This is a genomic window from Ruegeria sp. AH7 (genome assembly GCF_056541325.1).
In genome coordinates this window covers 121,793-140,921 of record NZ_JBQFYF010000002.1, presented here as the reverse complement: position 1 = coordinate 140,921, position 19,129 = coordinate 121,793, and the positions used below count along the sequence as shown (strand labels likewise).

Genomic DNA, 19,129 nt, shown 5'->3' with positions numbered 1-19,129 from the left:
ACTCAGCCCTTTGGTGCCAGCAATTTCAGTGCTGCGCGGATCAATTCAGCCTCACTCGCTTCCGGCAGGCTCGCCGCCGCTTCGGCCACGGCCGAGGCGGCCTCGGACGGGCCATAGCCCAGATTTGACAGCGCAGACAGCGCGCCCGCAGATGCCGCTGCTGACCCCGAGGCCGGTTTCGCCACGCGTTTCGGCGCAGGGGCGGGTTCAGTCAGTTCAACCACCTCAAGCGCGGGGCCATCCATCGCCTCGGTTACCGTGCCGCCCATGGCCATGACGCCCGGGGCCTTGTCTTTGAGATCTAATACAATTCGCTGCGCAGTCTTCGGTCCAACGCCCTTGGCTGCTTTCACTGCCGCCCAATCGCCCAGGGCAATCGCGCGGCTGACCCCATCGGGACCAAGCGCCGACAGAATAGCCAAGGATACCTTCGCCCCAACGCCCTGAACCGAGCAGAGCAACCGGTGCCACTCCTTTTCGACCATAGATAGGAACCCATAGAGCTGCATCAGGTCCTCGCGCACGACCATATCGGTGTAGATCGAGACCGCCTCACCCACCCCCGGTAGGGCTGCCATGGTCCGGTCAGAGCAATAGACGATGTAACCGACCCCACGCACATCGATCAGGACATGATCCGCTGCGCGATAGTCCAGACGCCCTGTCAGCTTGCCGATCATGCGCCCACCTCTTTCAATCGCGATTGCTGCGTTTTGCCGTAATACGCATGACAAATCGCAATCGCCAGCGCATCCGCCGCATCTGCGCCTTTTGGTGAACAGCCGGGCAGTTGCAGTTTGACCATGTGCAAAACCTGCTCTTTCTCGGCATGGCCGACACCGACCACCGTCTTCTTGACCCGGTTGGGCGCGTATTCCCCTACCGGCAAACCGGCCTGCGCCAAGGTCAGCAGCGCGACCCCCCGCGCCTGGCCCAGCTTAAGCGTCCCGGCCCCGTCCTTGTTCACAAAAGTCTGTTCGATGGCCGCCTGATCCGGCTGATGCGCGGCGATGACTTCGACAATCTGGTTGTGCAGCGATAGCAGTCGTTCGCCCAGATCGTCACCATCCGACTTGCACAAACCGTTCGCAACATGGCTCAGGCGGCTGCCATGCGATTCGATGACGCCCCATCCCAAGGTTCTCAACCCCGGATCAATGCCCAAAATTCGCATGTTGTGCCTCGGCCTGCTCGGGTTATGTGATCTTTTTTCAACGCCTAGCACGAAGCGTGAACATTTTCCAAGCGAATTGGTCCATGGACAAAAACCGACAGCTTTGTCCTGCCAACGACACCACACGTCGATTGCGACTTCGCATAGTCTGTTTTCGACCAATTTATGAACGCGAATTAACCAATAATTTAAGCGAATTACGGCTTAAACATGTTGAAGATGAGGCTTGCAGTTATTGCATAGGAAATATGCAAAAAACGATCTTGTGCGGGCGATTTGGCAGCACTAAATGCCCGGCAGATCGCAAGATCGAAATGAAACACAAACCAGAAGGAAACAGGATATGGCTGCACTGGACACCACCCGCATCGCCACCACTGGCTCGTTCGGCCTCGTTGGCCGTATCGGCGCGCTTTTTGCATCGGCATTCAATGTCGTTGCTGAATGGAACGACGCCCGCGCAACACGCAAAGCGCTGACTGGCCTGACGGACCGCGAGCTGGAAGATATCGGCCTGTGCCGTGGCGACATCGATATGATCGCCGAAGGCCGCCGTTAAGACGACGACAACATAACTGCCCCTTCTCCTCCCTATGGGGCAAAAAGAAAACACCGCGTGCTGATCAGCGCGCGGTGTTTTTCTATTCTGGACGTCTAAAGCAGGGCTGTATCAGTAGAGAACCTTGTTCAACTGAACCGCCAGCGCTTCGGACAAGGGATCGATCTGCATGACCCAGGCACCAGCCTGTTCAACCGATGTGCCCTGATTCAGGCTATCGATCCGAAACTGATAGCCTGTCGGCCCGAGGCTGGAGAGCAGGAACGCTTTGAATCCGAAAAAGCCAAGCAAGCAAAAGACTAACACTTTAGCCGGAACAGCTGATCGAACACGCTGTGGTTTCATAACAACCAAGCCATCCTTGCGCATCGTCGCGCGATAGCCTCGGCTCATCTTGTGATGCTTCTTGTTCAGGCGATGTACGCGCTGACTAAATTCCAGTTGTTTTGTCGTCATGGCAGCCTCCACAAAACCGCCCCCCATCGAGTTGATCAAAAAACGGTAAGTAGAGAATGCGACAAAACCGTGGCAAAAATCCACAAAACTCCTGCAAATGGTCTAAATTGGGCCCTGTTTGCTTAAGATTAGCGTCGTCCATTCACCAATCTCACTTCTGTCAGCCAGATTAAATCCATTCTGGGAATAAACGGACACGACATCATCAGCCTGTTCATTGAGGATTCCCGACAGAATTGCGTACCCTCCCGTACAGAGATTCGCGGCAATTTCCGGTGACAAGGCCACCAGCGGGCCCTTGAGGATATTTGCAAATATCAGGTCATAAGGCGCGGCAGATTTGAGCTCAGGATGGTCAAACCCCGCTGCCTCGACACAGCGAACGGCTCCGGCCATGCCATTGGCCTTTAGGTTGGCCTCGGCCACATCAACCGCCACCTGATCAATGTCGCTGGCCAGAATCTCGCCATCCCACACACGTGCTGCGGCCATGGCCAGAACGGCGGTGCCACATCCGATATCGGCAACTTTCATCGCGCTGAACCCGTCATCCAGCAAACGATCCAGCGCTTTCAAACACCCAAGCGTGGTGCCGTGATGGCCTGTGCCAAACGCCATTGCGGCCTCGATAAGCAAGGGAATCCGATCCTCGGGCAGCTTGTCGGCATCGTGGCTGCCGTAGACAAAGAAGCGGCCCGCTTCAACCGGGGCCAACTCACGGCGCACATGGGCGACCCAATCGGTTTCGGGAAGCTCCGAGACAACAAAGGGCTTGGCCTCAAAGGCAGCCGCCAGCACCGCCAAGGCGGTTTCATCGGGTGCTTCGGTAAAATAGCCCCCGACTTCCCATAGGCCCGAACCGTCTTCGACCTCAAACACACCAACACCGGTGGGTTCCGGGTCCAAACGCTCCATCGCCTCACCCAGACCTTCGGCGGCAGTTTTGCCTGTCAGCGTCGTTAACGCGGTGAATGTGGGCATGGGGACCTCCTGTCTTGGTTGAGACAGCGCCTATGGCTTGGGCCCGCCAAGGTCAAGCATAGGCGCTCATTCAGCAGGGGCCGCGGCGTATTTGGACAGGATGGTTTCGTTCCCTGGCTCAGGATGGCGCGGGATGAGCAGTGATAGCAGCAGCGAGATCATCGCCATCGCAGCCGCCAGACCAAAGACGGCTCCGGGCGACACGACCCAAAGCAGGCCCAGCAGCGCGGGCAAGAACACCGCCGCGATATGGTTGATGGTGAAGGCCACTGCAGCTGTTGGAGCGATATCCGCCGGGTCCGCGATCTTTTGGAAATAGGTTTTCAGCGCCAGCGCCAAAGCAAATAGAACATGGTCGATCACGTACAGGATCGCCGCCAGCAAAACGCCCCAGCCAAACCAATAGATGCCGCCATATGCTGCGAAAACAATCGCCAGACCGCTATATTCGAAGATCAACGTGCGGCGCTCGCCAAATGTGGCCACTGCTTTGCCCAGCATCGGAGCGGCGGCCATGTTGATGACGAGATTGATCAGGTAGAGGCTAGTCAGTTCGTGCACCTCGAACCCGAATTTCTCGACCATCATGAAGCCCGCAAAGACGACAAAGATCTGGCGCCGGGCCCCGGCCATGAATTGCAGCGCATAATACAGCCAGTACCGTTTGCGCAGGATCAGCTTTTTGGTCTGAGGAGTCGGCGCGTCGAACTGCGGATACGCAAGCAAGCAGAACAGGGCCAACAAGGCGGTTACACCCCCGGCGGCCAAAAACACGGTATTGTAGGACAGATCGAACCGATCCCATGTCAACACAATCAGCCCATAGACCACCGCCGTTGCAGCCGACCCCATGGCCACCAGCCAGCCCAAAACCTGAGGGGCCCTGTCTTTGGGCAACCATTGCAGCTGAAGCGACTGGTTTACCGTTTCGTAGTAATGAAAGCCGATTGAGCTAAACAAAGTCACGAATAGCAACCCGCCCAGGCTGGGGAACCATGCCGTCACCGCGGTCGCCACACCCAGCATCATCAGCGAGATCATGGCCAGCACTTGCTCGCGGACGAAAATGATCACCGCAATCACGCCAACCGCCAGAAAGCCCGGGATTTCGCGTACCGTGTGCAATAGACCGATATCTGCGCCATCAAAATTGGCCACTTCGATGACGAAATTGTTCAGCAAGGCACTCCAGCCATTGAACGCGATCGGCATCGTCATCGCCATCACAAACAAAAGCGTGATGGGGCGACGCCAGAATGGCAGGCTTTGCGCCTCGGCAAGGGGCATGGGTTTCAGCATGAGAGTCCCTCTACGCCCATTTATCAGGTTTGGCGAGAGGAAAGCACTGAGCGCACAATGGGTCTGCGCAGGTGCAGAGATCAGTAGAAACTTTGCGGGTCGATATCGACCGTCAGGCGAATATCACCTTTCAGCCTCAGCGGCGCGATCCAGCGCACGATACCGTCTTGTATCGGAGCGCCTTTCGGGGCCTTAACCAACAGACGCACTCGGTGACGTCCGCGAATACGCGCTATTGGAGCCGGAGCCGGGCCATAGACCTGCGCCCCGATCTCGCGTAGTGGCCCATCATTGCGGGCCATGGCATTGCCGATATCGAACACCGGACCAACCTCGGGTCCGGACAAGACGATACCCGCCATGCGCCCATAGGGCGGTACACCTGCGGCTTGGCGCGCGGCGGCTTCGGTTTTCCAGAACCCTTCCTCGTCCCCCGACAAGATCGCCCGGATCACCGGATGTTCGGGTTGAAAGGTTTGCAACAAGGCTTGACCCGGTTTATCCGCACGCCCTGCTCGGCCCGCCACCTGTCGCATCAATTGAAAGGTGCGCTCGGCGGCGCGCAGGTCGGCCCCATGCAGGCTAAGGTCTGCATCAATGACACCGACCAATGTCAGCTTGGGGAAGTTATGCCCCTTGGCCACCAGTTGGGTGCCGATGATGATATCCGCCTCCCCTGCGGCAATCTCCTCGATCTTTGCCTTCAACGCCCGGGCCGATCCGAAAAGATCCGAACTCAGCATGGTGATGTTGGCGTCAGGAAAGGTGGCTTCGGCCTCCTCCGCCAGCCGTTCGATCCCCGGCCCCACCGGCGCCAGTTTGCCCTCGACCCCGCACGATGGACAAACGTAGGGCATCGGTTTGGTCTCACCACACTGATGGCACATTAGGCGTTTGAGAAAACGATGTTCCACCATCCGTGCATCGCAATGATCGCATGCAATTTGGCTGCCGCAAGCTCGGCACAAGGTGACCGGCGCATAGCCGCGGCGGTTTATGAACAGCAGGGACTGTTCACCATTCTCGATCCGTTGTTGCACGGCCTGCCGCAAGGACGGTGAGATCCAGCTGTTGGGTTGCAGCGGTTCGGCCCGCATATCAATTGACCTCATTTCGGGCAGCATCGCCGCGCCAAAGCGGGACGTCAGGTCCAACCTTTCATACTTGCCCGCCTCGGCATTTGCCCAGCTTTCTAGCGAGGGCGTCGCGCTGGCCAAAACCACGCGCGCGCCGCAAATGGCGGACCGCAAAACCGCCATATCGCGGGCGCTATAGTGCACCCCGTCTTCCTGTTTATAGGATGTGTCGTGCTCTTCATCGACCACAACAAGCCCCAGATCGCGGAAGGGCAGAAACAAAGCTGATCGCGCGCCCACGACCAGTTGCGCATCACCCTGACCAACCATGCGCCAGACCCGGCGTCGTTCAGTCATGGTTGCACCCGAATGCCATTCGGCGGGGTGGGCGCCGAACCGGGCCTCGACGCGGGTAAGGAATTCGGCGGTCAGCGCAATCTCAGGCAGCAGCACCAGAGCCTGCCGCCCCATGCGCAATGTTTCTGCGACGGCCTCCAGATACACCTCCGTCTTGCCCGAACCCGTCACGCCTTTCAGCAAAGTAGTGCCGTAATCACCTGTGCGCTGACCATCTTTCAACGAGGCGACCGCCGCGGCTTGGTCGTCCGTAAGCTGTTTGCTCGGCAAATCCGGGTTCAGATGCGGATAGGGCAGGTCACGCGGGCTGTCCTCTTCTCGAACAGCGCCCAGTTTGACCAACCCTTTGACGACAGAGGTCGTTACGCCGGCCTGCTCGGCCAGTTCTTTCAACGTGAAGGCCAGCCCGCCGTATTCTTTCAACACCTCAAGCACCCGGCCCCGAGCGTCGGTCATCCGATCCGGCTCGGCAACACCCAGGCGATAGACCTTCCGCATCGACGGCGGATCACCCAGCCCCGGTGCGCGAGTCGCCAAGCGTAACATCGCAGGCATCGGTGTCAGAGTGTAGTCCGCCACTTTCCCTAGAAACACCCGCATCTCTTCGCGCATGGGTGCAACCTCTAGCACCCGGATCACCGATCTGGCTTTGCTCAGATCGAAACCGCCCTGCCCCGGCCCCCAGACCACGCCCAGCACCTTGCGCGGCCCCAAGGGCACCTCGACAAACGCCCCCAGAAAACACCCGCCCTCGGGCGCTTTGTAGTCGAGCGTCCGGTCCAGCGGTTGCGTGGTCAGCACCGCAACCAACTCTCCTTGGTCGAAAAATCCGTTAGCGCTCACGGCGTATCCTTCGAAAGGGGTTCCAGCATGGGTCTCTTTGAGGTAAAGCCATCCGCGACCAAGGCCAACCCATCAAAGGACTGCCCGCATGAAATTCTTCGTAGACACCGCCGAGATCGACGCCATCGCTGAACTGAACGACCTGGGCATGGTGGACGGCGTAACCACCAACCCCTCGCTGATCCTGAAATCAGGCCGCGACATTCTGGAAGTGACCAAAGAGATCTGCGATCTGGTCGACGGCCCGGTCTCGGCCGAAGTTGTCGCGACTGAGGCCGATGATATGATCGCCGAAGGCCGCAAGCTGGCCAAAATCGCGCCGAACATCGCCGTGAAAGTACCCCTGACATGGGCCGGCCTGAAAACCTGCAAAACCCTCAGCGACGAAGGCCAGATGGTCAACGTGACGCTTTGTTTCTCGACCAACCAGGCTATTCTGGCGGCCAAGGCGGGTGCCACCTTCATCTCGCCCTTCATTGGCCGCCTCGATGACATCAACCTCGACGGAATGGACCTGATCGCCGACATTCGTCAGGTCTATGACAACTATGGGTTCGAGACCGAAATCCTTGCCGCATCGATCCGCACCGTCAACCACGTGACCGACAGCGCCCGCGTCGGGGCCGATGTGATCACGGCACCGCCTGCCGTGATCAAGAAACTGGCCGACCATCCGTTGACGGACAAAGGTCTGGAAACCTTCCTCGCGGACTGGGCCAAAACCGGTCAGCAAATCCTCTGATCCTTTTGCACAACCGCGCGGTGCCGACAGGCACCGCGCCCGGCCCAACTGTGCGGGGCTGATCTCTGATCAGCGCCAAACAGGCGGGAGCGCTCGCCACACGGGCCAATTATTCCACCAAAAGATGTATTTTTCCCAAGGCAAAACCGGTTCGTCATGCTATAACCCGCCAAAACAAAAAATACCGACCGGACGGGACATGAGCAGCAACCCAAAACTTGAAGACAGCCTTCGCGCTGCGATTCTGGCCAAACCAGACGCCTTGCTGGATGACAAAGACCTAATGCAGGCATTGGTCAGCGCCAATGAACAGGCACGCGGCGAAAACGTGATCGACCTGCGTGGCATTGCCATGCAGCGGCTCGAAGCGCGGTTGGACCGGCTGGAAGACACGCATCGTTCGGTAATTGCGGCAGCGTATGAAAACCTGGCCGGCACCAATCAGATCCATCGCGCCATTCTGCGGCTCCTAGAACCCGTCGAGTTCGAGGATTTTCTGCGCATCCTGGGTAACGAAGTTCCCGAAATTCTGCGCGTCGATCGGATCACTCTGGTTTTGGAAACCGCCATCCTGCAAGACGACCCCGCGATCGACACGCTGGGCGGTGTTCTGACGGTCGTTGAACCCGGTTATGTCAACAGATACCTCTCACACGATCGCGGCAGCACCGTGCGCGATGTCACCTTGCGCGAAATCCGTCAACCCAACCCGCGCATCTTTGGCAGCGACGCCGACCATCTTCGGTCCGAGGCATGCCTCAAGCTGGATCTGGGTGCAGGCCGCCTGCCAGGCATGATCGTGATGGGTGCTACAGATCCGCGCCATTTCACGCCTCAGCTTGGCACTGATCTTCTGGCCTTCTTCGCAGGCGTATTCGAACGCTCGATGCGCCACTGGTTGTCGTGAGCCTGATTTCACCGGCGTGCGCGGATGCCCTGCAGCATTGGTTGGAAAGCCTTGGCGCGCTAGCCGGACGATCAAACAACACCCAATCCGCCTATCGTGGCGATGTCACTGATTTTCTGTCCTTCATGACACTCCATCAAGGGGATCGTCAGGGGCTTGCCGCACTTGAGCGCATCTCGATCTCGGATATGCGAGCCTGGATGGCACAACTGCGCGCGGATGGGGTTGGTGCGCGGTCGCTTGCGCGCAAACTCTCGGCTGTCAAAAGTTTCTACCGATGGCTAGCTGAACGGGAAGGGTTTGAACCCACGGCCGTCCTGACCACCCGCGCGCCCAAGTTCACCAAGAAGCTGCCGCGTCCCTTGGCCGAAGACGCAGCCCGGGCCATGATCGACACGGTCGAATTGCAAGCAACATCGGATTGGGTCTCCGCGCGGGATGTGGCCGTCGTCACCTTGCTTTACGGCTGTGGGCTGCGAATATCCGAAGCCCTTACTCTGACCGGGTCAGATGCCCCATTGCCGCAAACCTTACGCATCATCGGTAAGGGTGGCAAAGAACGCATCGTCCCCGTAATCCCTGCGGCGCGTGAGGCTGTTGACCGGTATCTCCGCCTCTGCCCACATCCTCAATCGTCGGAGGCACCGCTGTTCCGCGGTGTTCGCGGTGGCGCATTGAACCCGCGCGCCATTCAGGGGGTGATGGCCAAAGCCCGGATGCAATTGGGTCTGCCGTCAACGGCAACACCTCATGCCATGCGGCATAGCTTCGCCACGCATCTGCTGTCTGCCGGCGGCGATCTTCGGGCCATTCAGGAACTCTTGGGGCACGCATCGCTTTCGACGACCCAAGCCTATACAGCCGTTGATACCGCGCGCTTGATGGAGGTCTACAATCGCGCTCATCCCAAGGCCTAACACTGACGAAACAGGTTTCTTGGGCAGTAGGTCATGCAACTGGGCTTTTGGTTTGCATCTTGGACACGCATCGTACATGACACTCGCATGACACTCAGATTCAAAGCCTTAGCCGTCCATCTTTTCACTGCAACGGGCGCCGTTTTTGCCATGTTGGCCATGCTGGCCGCCGTCGAAGGGAAATGGAGCCTGATGTATCTTTGGCTGGTGGTTTCGTTCATCGTCGATGGGATCGACGGGCCGCTGGCGCGGCACTATCACGTTAAGAAGAACGCACCTGAGTTTGATGGCGTGCTTCTGGATCTGATCATCGACTATCTGACCTATGTCTTCATCCCGGCATACGCCCTGTTCAAATCGGGTCTGATGGACGGATGGACAGGCTGGTTTGCGATCATCGTGATCACCTTTGCAAGCGCGATGTATTTTGCCGATACCCGAATGAAGACAAAAGACAATTCGTTCTCGGGTTTTCCGGGATGCTGGAACATGGTTGTGATCGTGATCTTCGCGCTTGAACCCAACTTCTGGTTCAGCCTTGTCCTTGTCACACTGCTGTCGATCGCGATGTTCCTACCGCTCAAATTCGTACACCCTGTACGGACCGAGCGTTGGCGCAGTCTGACCCTGCCCATGGCTTTTGCCTGGACCTTCTTTGCTGGCTGGGCGGCCTGGGTTGATTTCCACCCCGAAAGCTGGGCGCATTGGGGCCTGGTGATAACCAGCCTCTATCTGGTTTTTGCCGGGATCGGACAGCAGATCATACCGCAGCGCAGGGCTACATGACGTCCTGCACCTCGAACTCAGCTCCGTTATGCGTGAAGACATCACCCGCTTGAAGCCCTAGCATGGCGAGGTAGATGGGGCTTTGCGTTGAAATACCCATATAAGTCTTTCCATCCACATCGAAACGGGTTGTCGAGACGCAAACAACGAAACGGCGATTGTTGAACTTGATGACAGCCCCCGGCTGAACCGTATCGGTCAAACCAAAATCAGTGTTTTCGATCACATCAATCTTGGCGTGATGGGCGTGGACAGGAGCGTCAAAAGCAGCGGCCAAATCCGCATTCTCGCGCGAGGCCGCGATATCATCTTTGTCATGCGCTTCGCGGTCGTCCAGCTGAGCATCTTTCAGAAAGGCGTCATAGTGCGCCTGTGCCGTAGCAAGCTCCTGTGCTTCCAGCGACATCAGCTTATCAACAATTGATTTCTTGCGAGCGGCGCGGTCGGCCTCGGTCATCATAAAATCCCTTCAACTGCGGTATCTTGTATAAGTTGTGCGCCTGATCACAGGATTGCAACTGAAATCCGGTTGTCAGATCAGCAGGCCAGCCGCCTTTTCGTGGCGCAAGAGGGCCACCTTTGTTTCGACCCCACCATCGCCCGAGAACCCGCCCAGACCCGTTGCCGATAGAACCCGGTGGCACGGGATAATCACCGGGATCGGGTTGGCGCCACAGGCTTGTCCGACCGGTTGGGCCGGGTGTCCAAGCTGTTTTGCGATCTCGCCATAGGTCATGGTTTCACCCATTGGTATCGCGTACATCAGATCGCAGACCTGCCGCTGAAACTCTGACCCTTCGATGTGATAGGGCAGATCAAAGCGTGTCAGCGCTCCGGCATCATAGGCACGCAACTGAGCGGCCGCCTCGCGCAGCAAAGGCGTAGCTTCGCCCTCATCCTGCCCATTCCAGACCAGCCGCGTGATCGCCCCGTCCGCCTCAACAACGCCCAACCTTCCGAATTGTGTTTCAACTGCGATCATGGCCATGGATCAAGGCTTTCAGATCAAGGCAACCAGCGCAAGAGCGTCCGTTAGCGCCTGCTTTGGGGTTTTGGCGATTTCGTGCTAAGCTTGCCCCATTGTTAAAGGAATTGGAGTTATTGGTATGGGACGGCATTTGGTCCTGACAGTCCATGGCATCGGCGAACAAAAACCCGGTGAAACCGTGGATCAGGTGGTTGGTGCGGCGACCACATGGTTGGACGGGAAATCCCAACCCCCCATCGAAGTCGAGCGTGAGATGATCGAGTTGGCCGAAAGAAATTTCGATGACTCACACCGCAATGCCAAGCTGTTCAAGGTCAATCTGCGCAAAGTGTCCAAACCCAATGACACAAGGGATCAGGCCTTGTTTGCCGAGGTGTTCTGGGCAGATCGCTCGCCTGCCCCCAAGGGAGCCATCAAAACGGCAATCGACCTGATCTGGGTGGTTCTGGCACTGGGCTACCTGGCGATGGACAATGTGGAACAAACCCATAGGCGCAAAGGAGTAAACCCGGGTGAAGAGCATGGCCGGAACACCTATGCGGCCAAAATCGTTCACCTGTTCACTTGGGTTTTCTTCGGCGCGGTTGCGACATTGAATTCATATCTGCTGATCGGCGCTGGCGCGGTGATGATCCGATCGCTGAAAACAGAGCTGGCCCAAGGCTGGGGTGTGTTGTTCACGCTGTTGCTCCTGATCTATTTGGGCGGAACGCTGGCCGGGTATCTACGGTTCAAGACCGCCCCGACCTACCTGCGACGCGTGTTCTGGTGCGGCATCGGATGGGTCGGCCTTATACTGACGGCCACTCTGATATCGGGGCCTTATGGCCTCGAGCTTTGGGCGTTGCCGTGCGACGAATACGGCAAGGGGCCGGGATGCGGCTCTGCGCTGGAGCAACTTGTCGTCTTTCAACTAATGATCCTGGGCGGCATCTGGGCGCTGCTGATCCTGTTGACGGTCATCCTGTATCTGATGTCCCTGCTGAAGCTTGAGGTCCCGGATGGCCTGGACGGACATCGGCGGCTCTATCCCAGCATCTGCGCCGGGATGCTGGTTTTCTGGATGTTTTTCATATCCGGGCTTTGGCTTGCATTTGAAAAATTGCTCGAAACGGTGCCCAGTCTTTCAAATCCGACGCTTGAGGGGCTGTTCGCCGGTAACCTGAGAAACTCTCTCGACACGCTCAGCATCGCATTTGGCGCTATTGCCCTTTTGGTCGCGCTGGGGATTGGCCTATTTATCGGGCGCAAGCTGGGCAAGAACGGGCTCCACGAGAAGCATCATTTTCTAAGCCGGGCCATTCTGAACCAGTTGGCACAGGCGGTGTTCTTCATTGCGGCCATAAGCCTGGCCGTGGTTGCGGTTAGTGAGTTGTCCCTCGTGATCTTTGACTACGACCTCCATTGCACCACTACGACGAACGCCGAAGGGGCGGCGCAAGCAGGCAAAGATAGTAAAGCCTGCAATGCCATCGGCAACGGCCTGAGCAAGCTCACCGTAGCGCAAGGCTGGATTGGTGTGATCGTGCTGGGCGCCACCGCCACCCTTTATCGTTTCTCGAACGTCGTCGCCGCGGGTCTGGGCGTGGCCCGCGATATCGTGACTTACGCGATCCGTGACAAATGCGCGTTGCGGTGGAAGTTGGAGGATCGACGCAGCAACTACCCGGACCGCCACGCCATTGATGAGCGGTTCTACAGAACGCTCTACTATGCGCTGGATATCTTCCCGGCCGACCACATCACGGTGATCTCACATTCTCAGGGCACCGTGATCGCTACGCAGATGCTGGCGGATGAACGGGTGCAAAAGCGCATCAAAGGCCGCCCTGTCACTCTGATCACGATGGGTGCGCCGGTGACGCATATCTATCAGCGCTATTTCCCTGAAATGTTCACTGTCGACCCACAAAAGCTGGGGGCGACATGGTTCAATATCTTCCGCCAGGATGATTTCGTCGGCACCCGGATTGACGGAAACCTCATTCCCAATGACAGGAATATCGACGTTCCACCCGGCGGGCATACGGGATACTTCACCGACTATAAGGTCTGGACAAAACTGACCGGAGATAAGATCGGGTTCCACCTGTTCAATCCCAAAAGACATTGAATAGGCGTGCCCCCTCTGTGTCCAGAGGGGGCAAGAGGATTTATCCAAGTGCCTCGTTGCAGCGGCCGCAAACGCCGGGATGGGCATGCAGCCCAACGTCTGGCAGGATTTTCCAGCAGCGTTGGCATTTTATTCCTTCGGCTTTTTCAAAAACCACCGAGACACCTTCGATCTCGGGCACCCGGAAAGCCTCGGCCGGGGATGGGTCTCCGGTGACGGTCAACCCCGAGGTGATGCACATGTCGTCAACATCAAAGGTTGCCAGCAAGTCACGGGTTTCGCTGTCTTCCACATGCACGACCGGCGCGGCCTCAAGGCTTGAGCCGATTACTTTGTCCTGACGTTGCACCTCCAACGCGGCAGTCACGGCGCGGCGGACGCGACGAACTTTGGCCATGTTGGCTTCCAGCTCTTCATGGCGCCAGTCGGCTGGCGTTTCCGGGAAATCCACCAGATGGACCGAGCTGTCGTCGCCGGGGAACCGCTCCAACCAGACCTCTTCCATGGTGAACACCAGAACAGGGGCCAGCCATGTGGTCAGGCGGTGGAACAGGATGTCCAGAACCGTACGGGCCGAGCGGCGGCGCAGGGTATCACCGTCGCAGTAGAGCGCATCCTTACGGACGTCGAAATAGAAGGACGACAGATCGACCGTGGCAAAGGTAAACACCGCGCTGAACACGCCCTGGAAGTCGAAGGATGCATAGCCCATGCGTACCTGTTCATCCAGTTCCGCCAGTCGGCTGAGCACCCAGCGTTCCAGACGCGGCATGTCCTGCGGATCGACCCGGTCGGCTTCGGTGAAGTCGGCCAGCGAACCCAGCATGAACCGCATCGTGTTGCGCAAACGGCGGTAGCTGTCAGCGGTGCCCTTCAGGATTTCCGGCCCGATCCGCTGATCGGTTGTGTAGTCGGTCTGAGCCACCCACAGGCGCAGGATATCCGCGCCGTACTGTTTGATCACTTCCTCCGGCACGATGGTATTGCCAATGGACTTCGACATTTTCATGCCCTTTTCGTCCAGCGTCATGCCATGCGTGATCACATTGCGGTAAGGCGCGCGTCCCTTGGTGCCGCAGGCTTGCAGCATGGACGAATGGAACCAACCACGATGCTGGTCGGTGCCTTCCATATAGACGTCGGCGATACCGTCTTCGGTGCCGTCCTCTCGGTCACGCAGAACGAAGGCGTGGGTGGACCCTGAGTCAAACCACACGTCCAACACGTCAAACACCTGATCGTAGTCGTCCGGGTTGGCGATGCCGTCGAGGATCTTCTCTTTGAACCCGTTGGTGTACCAGATATCCGCCCCATCTTTCTCGAACGCGGCCTTGATACGCGCGTTGAGGTCTGCGTTGCGCAGAAGATAATCCGCATCGGTGGGCAGCGCGCCCTTCTTGGTGAAGCAGGTCAGCGGTACACCCCAGGCGCGCTGGCGCGACAGAACCCAGTCCGGGCGCGTCTCGATCATGGAATACAGACGGTTACGACCGGTTTGCGGCGTCCATTTCACTAGTTCGTCGATCGAACGCAGGGCGCGTTCGCGGATGGTATCCCCCATCTCGCCCATGCCGTCATCCAGCTTGCGGTCCACGGACGCAAACCACTGCGGCGTGTTGCGATAGATGATCGGAGCCTTCGAGCGCCACGAATGCGGATAGCTGTGCTTGATCTTGCCACGCGCCAGCAACCCGCCGACCTCGGCCAGCTTGTCGATGACAGCTTTGTTCGCGTCACCTTCGCCGCCCTTGCGGGACAGGATGTATTTGCCACCAAAGAACGGCAGATCAGCGCGGAACGAGCCGTCGTCCATCACGTTGTAGGTGATGACCTGCTCGAGCATGCCCAGATCGCGATAGAGTTCGAATTCTTCCATCCCGTGCGACGGCGCACAATGGACAAAGCCGGTGCCTTCGGTATCGGTCACGAACTCAGCGGCGCGGAAGTCGCGGATGTCGTCCCATTCCCCATTGCCGCCCTCGGCCCCGGCCAGCGGGTGGGTCAGTTGCACGCCCGTCAGCTCATCGCTGGTCACGTCGCGGACACGGGTCCACTGGTCGTCGTTCAGACGCGCGCGGCCCAGCACATCGGCTGCAAGATTGTCGGCTAGCAGGAATTTGTCACCAACTGCGGCCCAGCACTCATCAGGCGCACCGGTGACTTCATAGAGGCCGTACGAGATGTCCGATCCATAAACCACGGCTTTGTTAGACGGCATGGTCCACGGCGTCGTCGTCCAGATTACAACGTAAGATCCGTCAAGATCGCTAAGTGGTTGCACCCGCCCCACTTCGCCGGTGACCGCAGGCGTGGTTTCATTGATCAAGACCTTGAATTTCACCCAGATGGTGAAGCTTTCCTTGTCGTGATACTCAACCTCGGCCTCGGCCAGCGCGGTTTTCTCAACCGGCGACCACATCACGGGCTTGGACCCCTGATAGAGCGTGCCGTTCATCAGGAATTTCATGAACTCCTCGGCGATCACCGCCTCGGCGTGGTAGTCCATGGTGATATAGGGATCGGGCCAGTTGCCGGTGATGCCAAGGCGCTTGAACTCTTCACGCTGGATGTCGATCCAGCCCTCGGCAAACTTGCGGCATTCCTGCCGGAAGTCGACGATGTTCACCTCATCCTTGTTCTTGCCCTTCTTGCGATACTGCTCTTCGATCTTCCATTCGATCGGCAGGCCGTGGCAGTCCCAGCCGGGCACATAGCGCGAGTCAAAGCCCATCATCTGATGGGACCGTACGATCATGTCCTTGATGGTCTTGTTCAGCGCGTGGCCGATATGCAAATGGCCGTTTGCATAAGGCGGGCCATCATGCAGGGTAAAGGGCTTGCGGCCCTGTTTCTCGCGCAGGCGGTCATAGACGCCGATCTTCTCCCAGCGTTCCAACCATGCAGGCTCGCGCTTGGGCAGGCCAGCGCGCATTGGGAAGTCAGTTTTGGGCAGGTTCAACGTGTCTTTGTAGTCAGGTGTTTGGGTCGTGTCGGCGCACATTTGGGGCGTCCTCAGGATGGTCTGGTCGTGTGTAGATCGAAGCGGTCAGTGCGATAGCTCAAGCACCTTTGCCCGGCGTCTCGCGATATCAGAGCGCCGGGGATATAATTCGAATAATGATGGCCAAACGGTCAAACATGGCCGCGCTTATAGGACGCCTACGCCTAATGGTCCAGAGGGTCCTGCCCTTGCATCCCGTGGCGCAGTTTTGCCCAGCGGTTGAGCCATGCCAGACCGGACAACGCCAGGCCCAGTGCGAGCAGTGAGAACACCCGGATCAGCCCCCCCAGGCCCGCGATGTCGATCAGGAAAACCTTGGCCACAGCCAGCCCGATCACTGCCAACCCCGCCTTGCGCATCAAGTCGGACCGACGCGCCAGAGATTGGTAGAACAGCGCAGCGCCTATCAACAATAAGGCCATGGTATAGGTATATAGCTCTGGCTGGGTGACCCCGTTGCCCTCAAACATGCCATCAGCCCCTTGCCAAACATGGCGGATCATCAGGCCTAGCCAAACAGCGGCCAACGCGATGCTCAGGCCATAGCAGGAGCGTTGCAACCAGAGCGGCATCGCAGGAATTCGCCATGCCGAGAACCCAATCGCCAGCGCAGGCAACAGATAGGCAACGGCCAGCGTATTCAGCACGGGCGGGCCGAGAACCGGTTCGGCGAAAGGGTTCAGCAGCGGGTTGCTGATCTCCAACGCTTCGAACAAGCGCATCAGGCCATGCCCGGCAAAAAACACCGCCAGCGCATAACGCAGATAGGTCAGTTTGCCGCCCAGTTCGAACCGTTGCACCTGCGCAAAAGCCAGCAGCAACCAGATGACCGACAGCAGACCTAGCCCCCAATGGCTGTTCTGCGCGCCGCCTTCGCCAAAGGTCTCCAGCCAGCGCAGCAAAAGCAGTGACAGCAGGATACCCCCGGTCGCCCAAGCGGCGCTTTCCAGCAGCATCTTGGCAATCGGGCGGTCCAGCGGTTTGATCAGAATCCAGCCCGCGACGAAACCAGCCGTTGCAGCGCCATAGACCAATGTCATCTCCAACAATGGCGCGGTATCTGCCCAACGCAAACCGGGGTTCAACACCAATCGCACGGTTACCGTGAACACTCCGGCCCAAATGAACCAGCTCATCTGCGGCAGGGTGAATCGGCGATCCAGCGTGGCCGCCACAACAATCGTTGCGACCAACGCGATGGTCAAAGCGGCCGAGCTGAGGACAATGACACAGGCAAAGGCCAGGCAGGACAGCGCGGATAATGTGGCCAATGCTGGCCGCAATCGGTTATCCGCATCAACCCGCGCGAACCGTTCTGCCAGCCCAACCATCAACGCACACAAAACGATAGCGTGCAATGCCCAAGGGTATGGGCCGATCACGGTGGCGGGTTTCCAGCCTATTTCCAATGCTATGGCCATTGCTGGGGCAAACAGCACCGCTGCCCCGGCCCAGAAAGCGGCATATCGCCCAGCGCCAAAGGAGCGCCGGGCGGCAAGGATGGAAATCAACGCGGCGAGCGCCATCAAACCAGTGGCCACCATCGGGGCGTCTGCTTCAATGGTTTCGGCATAGGTGGCCGCGAAGGTCTGCGCCACAATCCCTCCGTCCAGCCCGTGCATCAACACATAAGCGATCAAACCAATCGCAGGAAACACGGTCACGTCTTGCAAAGCAGGCGCATCTTTGGCCCACAGGATCAGGCCCAGCAGCAGCCCTGTTAGTAGGATGATGCCCAGCCAGAATTCCCCAGACGAATCCGCCCAGTGCAGTGACAGGATTGCCGAACTGACCGCGACTGCAGCAAAGGCCACACGCGTCGGAAACTCAGGCCAGGGCTCCCCTTTTTTGCGTCGTATCAGTTCGGCCACCATCGGGCCGGAGTGATCAGGCCAAAGGCGCCGTGCGGGGACCGCAATCGCCAGCACCGCCAGCGCAGTAGCACAGGTCAGATATCCGGGTTCCGTCAACGGCGCAGACAATACCAGCAGCAAGCTGGACGCATAGGCCGCGAACAGGGTCAAAACCGTGATCCATGCCCAGCGGCGCACAGTATCGATACCCAGCCCCAGAAGGGTCAGAATGAAGAAATACCCATACAGCCAAGTTGGATCATCCGAAGATCCGCCGACCATAAACGGCGCTGAAAAACCGCCCAGCAAGCCAACGGCGGCCAGCAAGGGACCATGAAACCAGCCAAGAACCAATCCCAGAAGCGCGATTAACACCATGCCGGCCAGTGCGGCTTCGGGTGAGATCAGGTCGTACAGCTGCCGGGCAGCCAGAACACCTCCGAATAAAGTCACCAGCCCTGCACCAGAGAAGACCGATGGCAGATAGGCGGTGCTGGCGTCTTCATCATCGCCAAACTTGCGACGGACAAGCTCACCCGCGGCGATCAGGGCCGCGCCAAAGGCAAATGCGGCGGCAACACGTGCTGATGGTGGTAGCAGACCGTTCTCAACCCCGTATTGAACCAAAAAAATCCCGGCCAGCGCCAAGGACAGGGCTGAGACGGCATAGAACCAGTTTTCACGCAACCAGCCCCAAAGCGCGGCAAACCGATCCTGCCGAAAGACAACAGCGCCTTGCGTGTCCTCTACTTCGCTTGTCTCAGGTTCGATCTTGGCAGCGGGCCAGGGCGATTGAGCGGGCTCTGCGGCAGGTGCAGGTTCCTCTGACTCAATCTCAGGTTCTGGCGGCAGAGCCTCTTTCGGTGTTGGTGACACGGACTGAAGCTGCTTTTCCAACTGCTCGACCCTGCGACGCAATCGTGTTTGCCCAACCAACAGCACAATGATCGTGACAGGTATCGCTAAAACAATCAGGCCAAGAAGAACAAGCAGCGATTCCAATTGAAGCTCCGTAGCTGTTATCGGCGCAAGCTACACCGCCTGAGCCCCAGAGCAACAGTCAGGAATTCCGGCCAC

At 58.4% G+C, this 19,129-nt stretch carries 16 protein-coding genes; 6 read left to right on the top strand and 10 right to left on the bottom strand.

The genetic code is table 11. The annotated features are described in order from the left end of the window. Positions 1 to 2: 2 nt before the first annotated feature. Both ruvA and ruvC read right to left on the bottom strand, forming a co-directional pair. Positions 3 to 680: a Holliday junction branch migration protein RuvA gene (gene ruvA / locus ACR0JX_RS05155; RefSeq protein WP_480542006.1), complete on the bottom strand. Its 678-nt coding sequence runs from the start codon at positions 678 to 680 to the stop codon at positions 3 to 5. Then, entirely contained in the window at positions 677 to 1,174 is a 498-nt protein-coding gene (ruvC, locus tag ACR0JX_RS05150; protein WP_480542004.1) for a crossover junction endodeoxyribonuclease RuvC, read from the bottom strand. The genes ruvA and ruvC overlap by 4 nt, the downstream gene beginning before the upstream one ends. Positions 1,175 to 1,517: 343 nt before the next feature. On the opposite strand from ruvC, the gene ACR0JX_RS05145 reads away from it, so the two are divergent. Continuing rightward, complete coding sequence (locus ACR0JX_RS05145) at positions 1,518 to 1,733, top strand: DUF1127 domain-containing protein (RefSeq protein ID WP_480542002.1); 216 nt, start codon at positions 1,518 to 1,520, stop codon at positions 1,731 to 1,733. Between the two features lie 111 nt (positions 1,734 to 1,844). On the opposite strand, the gene ACR0JX_RS05140 is transcribed toward ACR0JX_RS05145, so the two are convergent. The 4 genes from ACR0JX_RS05140 to ACR0JX_RS05125 form a co-directional block, all read right to left on the bottom strand. Next, positions 1,845 to 2,189, bottom strand: a complete 345-nt coding sequence (locus ACR0JX_RS05140; RefSeq protein ID WP_170531059.1) for a hypothetical protein — start codon at positions 2,187 to 2,189, stop codon at positions 1,845 to 1,847. A 102-nt stretch (positions 2,190 to 2,291) separates the two neighbouring features. Next, a complete protein-coding gene (locus tag ACR0JX_RS05135) occupies positions 2,292 to 3,170 on the bottom strand; it encodes a 50S ribosomal protein L11 methyltransferase (protein WP_480542000.1) in 879 nt (292 codons plus the stop codon). 66 nt (positions 3,171 to 3,236) lie between these two features. Further along, entirely contained in the window at positions 3,237 to 4,469 is a 1,233-nt protein-coding gene (locus ACR0JX_RS05130; RefSeq protein WP_480541998.1) for an MFS transporter, read from the bottom strand. An 80-nt stretch (positions 4,470 to 4,549) separates the two neighbouring features. Further along, entirely contained in the window at positions 4,550 to 6,745 is a 2,196-nt protein-coding gene (locus ACR0JX_RS05125) for a primosomal protein N' (protein WP_480541996.1), read from the bottom strand. Between the two features lie 88 nt (positions 6,746 to 6,833). On the opposite strand from ACR0JX_RS05125, the gene fsa reads away from it, so the two are divergent. From fsa to ACR0JX_RS05105, 4 genes are all read left to right on the top strand, one after another. Further along, a complete protein-coding gene (gene fsa, locus ACR0JX_RS05120) occupies positions 6,834 to 7,487 on the top strand; it encodes a fructose-6-phosphate aldolase (RefSeq protein ID WP_480541994.1) in 654 nt (217 codons plus the stop codon). Positions 7,488 to 7,686: 199 nt separating this feature from the next. Beyond that, the gene (locus ACR0JX_RS05115; RefSeq protein ID WP_480541992.1) at positions 7,687 to 8,394 is read left to right on the top strand and encodes a DUF484 family protein; all 708 of its coding nucleotides are present in this window, start codon (positions 7,687 to 7,689) and stop codon (positions 8,392 to 8,394) included. Next, positions 8,391 to 9,311, top strand: coding sequence for a tyrosine recombinase XerC (locus tag ACR0JX_RS05110; RefSeq protein WP_480541990.1), 921 nt, complete (start codon positions 8,391 to 8,393; stop codon positions 9,309 to 9,311). Before ACR0JX_RS05115 ends, ACR0JX_RS05110 begins: the two co-directional genes overlap by 4 nt. A gap of 87 nt (positions 9,312 to 9,398) precedes the next feature. Next, positions 9,399 to 10,097, top strand: a complete 699-nt coding sequence (locus ACR0JX_RS05105) for a CDP-alcohol phosphatidyltransferase family protein (RefSeq protein ID WP_480541988.1) — start codon at positions 9,399 to 9,401, stop codon at positions 10,095 to 10,097. Here ACR0JX_RS05105 and ACR0JX_RS05100 read toward each other — a convergent pair. Then, positions 10,090 to 10,554, bottom strand: coding sequence for a hypothetical protein (locus ACR0JX_RS05100; protein ID WP_480541986.1), 465 nt, complete (start codon positions 10,552 to 10,554; stop codon positions 10,090 to 10,092). The genes ACR0JX_RS05105 and ACR0JX_RS05100 overlap by 8 nt on opposite strands. A gap of 75 nt (positions 10,555 to 10,629) precedes the next feature. Beyond that, a complete protein-coding gene (locus ACR0JX_RS05095; RefSeq protein ID WP_480541984.1) occupies positions 10,630 to 11,085 on the bottom strand; it encodes a methylated-DNA--[protein]-cysteine S-methyltransferase in 456 nt (151 codons plus the stop codon). 118 nt (positions 11,086 to 11,203) lie between these two features. Between ACR0JX_RS05095 and ACR0JX_RS05090 the strand changes: the two genes are divergently transcribed. After that, positions 11,204 to 13,198 (top strand): hypothetical protein, encoded by a 1,995-nt coding sequence (locus ACR0JX_RS05090; protein ID WP_480541982.1) that lies wholly within the window; start codon positions 11,204 to 11,206, stop codon positions 13,196 to 13,198. 40 nt (positions 13,199 to 13,238) lie between these two features. Here ACR0JX_RS05090 and ileS read toward each other — a convergent pair whose 3' ends face one another. Together ileS and ACR0JX_RS05080 are read right to left on the bottom strand one after the other, a co-directional pair. Next, positions 13,239 to 16,199 (bottom strand): isoleucine--tRNA ligase, encoded by a 2,961-nt coding sequence (gene ileS / locus ACR0JX_RS05085; RefSeq protein WP_480541980.1) that lies wholly within the window; start codon positions 16,197 to 16,199, stop codon positions 13,239 to 13,241. Positions 16,200 to 16,363: 164 nt separating this feature from the next. Beyond that, a complete protein-coding gene (locus tag ACR0JX_RS05080; RefSeq protein WP_480541978.1) occupies positions 16,364 to 19,054 on the bottom strand; it encodes a DUF2339 domain-containing protein in 2,691 nt (896 codons plus the stop codon). Between the last annotated feature and the right edge of the window lie 75 nt (positions 19,055 to 19,129).

Bases quoted from the DNA above. Each gene is read 5' to 3' on its own strand.
- ruvA (WP_480542006.1), bottom strand. From the start codon at position 680: ATGATCGGCAAGCTGACAGGGCGTCTGGACTATCGCGCAGCGGATCAT.
- ruvC (WP_480542004.1), bottom strand. From the start codon at position 1,174: ATGCGAATTTTGGGCATTGATCCGGGGTTGAGAACCTTGGGATGGGGC.
- ACR0JX_RS05145 (WP_480542002.1), top strand. From the start codon at position 1,518: ATGGCTGCACTGGACACCACCCGCATCGCCACCACTGGCTCGTTCGGC.
- ACR0JX_RS05140 (WP_170531059.1), bottom strand. From the start codon at position 2,189: ATGACGACAAAACAACTGGAATTTAGTCAGCGCGTACATCGCCTGAAC.
- ACR0JX_RS05135 (WP_480542000.1), bottom strand. From the start codon at position 3,170: ATGCCCACATTCACCGCGTTAACGACGCTGACAGGCAAAACTGCCGCC.
- ACR0JX_RS05130 (WP_480541998.1), bottom strand. From the start codon at position 4,469: ATGCTGAAACCCATGCCCCTTGCCGAGGCGCAAAGCCTGCCATTCTGG.
- fsa (WP_480541994.1), top strand. From the start codon at position 6,834: ATGAAATTCTTCGTAGACACCGCCGAGATCGACGCCATCGCTGAACTG.
- ACR0JX_RS05115 (WP_480541992.1), top strand. From the start codon at position 7,687: ATGAGCAGCAACCCAAAACTTGAAGACAGCCTTCGCGCTGCGATTCTG.
- ACR0JX_RS05105 (WP_480541988.1), top strand. From the start codon at position 9,399: ATGACACTCAGATTCAAAGCCTTAGCCGTCCATCTTTTCACTGCAACG.
- ACR0JX_RS05100 (WP_480541986.1), bottom strand. From the start codon at position 10,554: ATGACCGAGGCCGACCGCGCCGCTCGCAAGAAATCAATTGTTGATAAG.
- ACR0JX_RS05095 (WP_480541984.1), bottom strand. From the start codon at position 11,085: ATGGCCATGATCGCAGTTGAAACACAATTCGGAAGGTTGGGCGTTGTT.
- ACR0JX_RS05090 (WP_480541982.1), top strand. From the start codon at position 11,204: ATGGGACGGCATTTGGTCCTGACAGTCCATGGCATCGGCGAACAAAAA.
- ileS (WP_480541980.1), bottom strand. From the start codon at position 16,199: ATGTGCGCCGACACGACCCAAACACCTGACTACAAAGACACGTTGAAC.